Source organism: Mesorhizobium sp. M7A.F.Ca.CA.004.12.1.1 (genome assembly GCF_003997835.1).
In the GTDB taxonomy this organism is placed as follows: domain Bacteria; phylum Pseudomonadota; class Alphaproteobacteria; order Rhizobiales; family Rhizobiaceae; genus Mesorhizobium.
This window is the reverse complement of record NZ_RZRK01000315.1, coordinates 1-4,692: the sequence shown is the minus strand read 5'-3', so window position 1 is coordinate 4,692 and position 4,692 is coordinate 1. Positions and strand designations below refer to the sequence as shown.

Genomic DNA, 4,692 nt, shown 5'->3' with positions numbered 1-4,692 from the left:
GACGACGACCACCGCACCGACGAGCCAAATGATATTGTTCATGATCTCTCTCCTGTTGCTTTCGAAAGTTCGCGCCTGGCAGCGCCGATCGTTCGGGACGCCTCTGCTTCGAGTTCTACAAGCTTCTCCCTGATCTCCTCCGGCTCGGCGTGCTCCAATCCGACAACGTCATTTCTGGTTTCATTCAGTGAAACGATGATCTCATCGAGTTTGGCGTGAATGGCGGCGGTGTCGCGATAGCCTTGTAGAAGGACAACACCAGTGATCACGATGGCGGCAACCGACAGGGCGTAGGTAACCGCACTTGTCAGACCAAAGGGCACCAGGGCGGTGCACAAAACCATTGCTATGAGAATGACATAGAAGCCCGGCGGCCGAGATAGGAAGTCGGAGGCCGCGAAAAGGAACCGATTCATATCCGGGCCAAAGTCATCAAGGCGACCAGTGCGGTAATCGCCACACAAATAGGCACTGCTGCCAGTAAGCCTGCCTCTAAGATCCGACTCTCTTTGTCGCGCAACATCAGGTCACCTACTCCAAGTTAAAGATATAGGTTCGCGAGCAGCTGGGCGGCTCGCGAACCTGCTATCGGCGTCGTGCTTGGCCAGCACTTTTATCCATCTGCTTTCTCCCAAGTTCGAGAGACAACAGCCGCGGGAGGCAGGCGTTCCAGTCGCTGTCTCTGACAGGACCAATGCGTGTTCTAGGACCAGACTTAGGCCCCAAAGGGACTAGACCTAAGTACCTAAGGCGGAACGTCTAGGGCGGCTCCATGTTCAAGTTGTCGGGCGGCGCGGGACGATGATCGTGTTGCGCCAGTCCCTACGGGAGTGCAGATATGAACATGCTTCTAAAGAACACCGCAGCAGCGATGTTGCTCTTGGCTGGGATCGGCTCAGCCGCCGCGGACGACATCATTATCCAGCCGGAACAAGACACCGTCATCCGCGAATATGTGAAGCAGCAGCCCCTGGCGTCGGTCAAGCTCCCCGGCGTGGAACTGAATGTCGGGACAGCTCTGCCGGACACGGTTGAGATCCATGAGGTTCCCAACGTCAAATACCGCTATGTGGTGGTCGACAACCGCACGGTGCTGGTGGACCCAGGCACCCGAAAAATCATCAAGGTTTACGACTGAACGAACCAATTCAGCCCCGCCGCCATCGCTGGCGGCGGGGCTGAAGCGTATAAATCTCCACATCCGGACGAAGATGAGGAGCCTTAAAGTCGCGACATCGCAAGCGCTCTTGGCACGCCTCTCCGGCACGAATGCGGGAAGCACGTTAGAGCGAAGGCCGAGAGGAAACCTCTCCAAAGGTCTCGGGCTTTATGGATGATGGTCGCGGCCAGGCAGAGTTTTCCTCTCAGCAAGCCAGTCCAGGAGTTCAAGGACCTTCAGGGCACGATCTGTGCACGAGTAATACGCTTTTTGACGCTCCTGCCTCCGGGTGACCAGCCCAAATTCTCGCATTATGCTAAGATGTTGGGAGAGTGCGGAGTTGCTAAGCCCTAATCGCGACGCCAGATCAGAAACGGATATTTCTCCGTCGGCAAGAATGATTAGAGCGAGAAGGCGCTTTTCATTAGCCATGGCAGCGAGCAGCTCGGCGGACGGCGCATAAATGCTGGGCTTTTCGGGATCCATGATGTCTCCCTCACTCACGCGTCGAGCGGGCCTCGCGCAGGCCGAATGTAAAGAACTCGCCTCCCATTTACCGCAGCGGCGGGCCAAGGATGACGTGCCCGGATCGTCGGGCGCTCCGGCGCGTCAGAACTATTAGCGTAGCTTAATGTTCCGTCAGAAGGGCGTCGCTGTCTGACGGTCGGCGTCGGCGGCTAAGCGCCTTAGCTCCTGGATCGCCCCTTCTTCGAAGCCTGGGAACCTTTGGCTTCGGCAGCAAGGCGTTGTTCTCGAAGTCGCGCAGTCTTTAAAAAACGCGCCTCTCTCTCGGCCGCGTTATCAACTTTTGCCTCGCGGTCTGCGCGATCCAATCGGTCATTTGTCGATGCTTCGCTGGGACACTTTGGCCTCCTACCAGAAGACCGTTGAATTTACTTTTCGCTAAATTGTTCCCGCCAATTCGGCGACTGCCTTCCTGACGCTTGCGCACCAACAAAGCGAAAGCCCGCCACCGGCGTAGCGGGCTCTTGAAGAGGCAGGCAATTGGAGGGTACTGGCAAACTAGCTACCGCCATAGTTCCGGCATCAAAGGTGCCGGATCGCAACGCCGCATGTCGACAGCATCGATGGCCGGAGATGAACGGCAAGGACGCCTGTGCAGTTCGCCAAGCACCTTCGGGTCCGGAGAGCCTGCACTGCAGCCTAGCAAGCTCTTCGAAATAGGCCGCGAGATCGTCATCAGCATTCGCCGGCTCTGAACATTGGTGATGCTGTGGTACCCACGGTGATGTTGTGGAACCCAGCGCAAGCCTCACATCGCTGCTTCCTGCTCCATCTCTTTCATGTCCTGAAAGCGGTCCGCAATCCGTGGGTGAACCCGGCCGCCGTCCGCAGCACCGATGGCCACGACAATCTCGTCGGCAGCCGGGCCGTCGGCGATCTGGAAGTTGGCGGTGATGAAATGCGAGCGGCGACCGTTCTCGCTCTTGTGCATCATCGGCAGCGATAGCAGCGCGCCCGGCGCGTTGCGGGTGTTACAGAATTCGAGATAGGTCGTGCCGCCGACGGCGTCGCGGAAGACATTGCCGAAGCGCAGCGTATGGATCATGGCGGAGGCATGCTCGATCTCGCCGGCGGTTCCGACGGCGGCCGCCTTGCCGTAGCTTTCGATGCGTTCCGCCTGCATCAATCCAATCAGGCGGCTCGTGAGTTCCTGCCCCAGCCGGGGCGCTATGGCGACAATCTCCGGCCGCAAATGCTCGACGAAGCCGCGCCCGGCCCATGGATTGCGCAGGACGGCTGCCACCACGATCGACGTTACCGGCCTTGCACCCGCTTTGCCGCCTTCGATGTGCACTTCCTCGATGAAGGTGCTGACTTTTCGCAATTCCATGATTTGGCCTCCCCAGGTGGAAGCTCAAGATAATGCACGCCAACCGTCGGGTATTCCTCCGGTTCGTAGGAAGAAACGGCGTGCGTCCCGCTTGGAAGCGGTGTAGCGTTCGTATATCCGCGACGGCTTAAATTCGCCCTTCGCGAGCGGCGGAAGATCAGGCGTGGACCACGAATCGCAAATTCTCTCCTTGCGGGACGCCGCCAGCCTCATCAATTCGGGCGGCGATCTCCAGTCCGTGCTGCGCCATCTCGTGCTGGCGGCCTGTCGTCATGCCCAATGGACTTTAGGCTCGATCATGGGCATCGACGCCGCCCACGGCCACGCCTATGTCATCGTGCGCCACGACCCGACGCTCATTCACCGCACGTTGCCGGACCGTTGGGAGCTGGCCACCAGTCCCTCGATCGTCGCGCTCAACCGCAACGAGCCGGTCTACATCAGGGACGCGCGCGTATCGGAGGAGTTCCCGGGCTACCGCCGAGAAGCCTTCGAGCGCGACTACCGCAGTGTTCTGGTCATGCCGATGAACTGCGTCGACGAAGACGGCCGGCCGATGGTGCTGACCGTCGTTTCGCGCGAGATCACCGAAGTGACGGCGCAGGATATCGCCTTCATCGGCATGATCGTGCATCTGGGTGAGATCGCGGTCGAGAAGCAGCATCGGCTGCGCCAGGAGAAGCAGGCCGGCGAGCGTCTGCAGCGCGCCCTATCGGCGCACACCTCGCTTCTGCAGCAAGCCTTGTCGGACGGATCGGTGGCCTCGCTCGCCGAAAAGGTCAGCGAGCTGCTACCCAATCCTGTGGTGGTGATCGATTTCCATGCCAATCTGGTTGTCGCCGGCCGTTCCCCGAGCGAGGCGCATTTCGACGCCGCCTCCTGGCAGCAGGCGGTGAGCGGAACGCTCAGCCGGCAGATCTTCAAGATAGCGCGCGGCGTGTCCGACGGGCGTCACACCGAGACGCTGTTCGTCGATGACGGCAAGCGACAGCTCAAGCTTTCGGTGCGCATCGAGCCGCTTAGCATCGACGCCGAAGTGGTTGGCGCACTGATGATTTTCCCGACGCCTCACGAGTCTGGTCAACTCGATCAGATGCTGCTCGACAGCACCAAATTCGCACTCAGCGTGCAGATGATGCGCAGCTTCGTGCGCTTCCGTTTCGAGACGCGCTCGCTGACCGAGCTTTTCCTGGAGGTGGCGGAGCGCCGCTGGCGCGACGAGGCCGATATCGTCAGTCGCGCCCGCCGGCTGGGGCTCGACTTGACCGTTGCACAGAAGATGATCGTCGTCGACCTCGCCGAACAGGACGGTGCCATCGGCCTTGCCGATCCGCATCACGAGGTCATGCGTCTGCTGCAGCAGGCCGGCATTGCCGGCACGGCAATCGCGGTGGAGGATGGGCTTGTCTGTCTTGTCCCGGCCGATACCGGGCAGGATGGCGCGCGCTTCGCGAAATTGCCGCACAAGATTGCGGCCGGGCTTGGCCGCTATTTCGAAGCTGAGCCGGTGGTTGTGCTTTCCGAGGCCTGTGCCGCGCTGGTCGATTATCCCATCGCCTGGGAGCGGTGCCGCCGCATGATCCGGATCGGCCGTTCCTTCGGGCGCACCGGCGTTTTTGCCGGCCAGGATTTCGGTCCGCTGCCGATATTGGTCGCCGCTGCCGACGCTCCGGACGTG

General features: G+C 60.4%; 5 protein-coding genes. 2 read left to right on the top strand and 3 right to left on the bottom strand.

Features of this window, described 5'->3' with window-relative positions:
* Positions 1–38 precede the first annotated feature (38 nt).
* Positions 39–416: a low affinity iron permease family protein gene (locus tag EN984_RS17735; RefSeq protein ID WP_127266847.1), complete on the bottom strand. Its 378-nt coding sequence runs from the start codon at positions 414–416 to the stop codon at positions 39–41.
* Positions 417–838: 422 nt separating this feature from the next.
* Between EN984_RS17735 and EN984_RS17725 the strand changes: the two genes are divergently transcribed.
* Entirely contained in the window at positions 839–1,138 is a 300-nt protein-coding gene (locus tag EN984_RS17725; RefSeq protein WP_127266845.1) for a DUF1236 domain-containing protein, read from the top strand.
* 189 nt (positions 1,139–1,327) lie between these two features.
* Here EN984_RS17725 and EN984_RS17720 read toward each other — a convergent pair whose 3' ends face one another.
* Positions 1,328–1,645, bottom strand: a complete 318-nt coding sequence (locus tag EN984_RS17720; RefSeq protein ID WP_164748698.1) for a metalloregulator ArsR/SmtB family transcription factor — start codon at positions 1,643–1,645, stop codon at positions 1,328–1,330.
* Between the two features lie 787 nt (positions 1,646–2,432).
* Positions 2,433–3,014 carry an amino acid synthesis family protein gene (locus EN984_RS17715; protein WP_127266844.1) on the bottom strand — a complete coding sequence of 194 codons (582 nt, stop codon included), beginning with the start codon at positions 3,012–3,014 and terminating at the stop codon, positions 2,433–2,435.
* Between the two features lie 163 nt (positions 3,015–3,177).
* Between EN984_RS17715 and EN984_RS17710 the strand changes: the two genes are divergently transcribed.
* Positions 3,178–4,692, top strand: a 1,515-nt coding sequence (locus EN984_RS17710) for a PucR family transcriptional regulator (protein WP_127383854.1), incomplete at its 3' end; no start/stop codon positions are given.